We start from the raw sequence: 458 nt of genomic DNA, 5'->3' as shown, positions 1-458 counted from the left end.
GGTGCTCGCGATCGACGTAGATCACGAGACCAGTATGGACAGGATAGGAGACGGTCTGATTGAGCCCATGGAGGTAGGCGTGGAGTTGTGCCCGGTGACGGTCAGCTGGTGTCGGATTCTCGTCGTCGAGACCGTCGAATGACTGTTTGGCCTTGACCTCTGTTGGGAGAATTGGATCTCCCTGCCGTGTACAGATGACGGGGTCGGTTGATCCTCGTATCTGTAACTCACCGGCGTCGGTCTCAAGCTCATAATCTACCCACATCGAGTTCTGGACGTACGCAGGTGTGTCGTCTACGTCGGCAGCAACGTCCTCGAGGAAGGGTAAGACGATGTCCTCCTCGATCCGAGTGCCGGTCCAGAAGACGCCAGTTGGCTGTGCATCCTCTTTGGGCGCGTCTTGTAGTGTGTAGTAGGCTTTCCGCTGACACTGTAACAGCCGGTGGGGCGCATGCTGA

General features: G+C 57.2%; 1 pseudogene. It reads right to left on the bottom strand.

Going from position 1 to position 458, the window contains the following annotated elements:
* Nucleotides 1–458: pseudogene (locus tag DVK06_RS18800) on the bottom strand (hypothetical protein); the annotation flags it as partial.

It is taken from the genome of Halorubrum sp. Atlit-28R (genome assembly GCF_003665955.1).
GTDB classification, from domain to species: domain Archaea; phylum Halobacteriota; class Halobacteria; order Halobacteriales; family Haloferacaceae; genus Halorubrum; species Halorubrum tropicale.
Note: the sequence above shows the minus strand (reverse complement) of the source record. Positions and strands in the feature narration are given on the sequence as shown.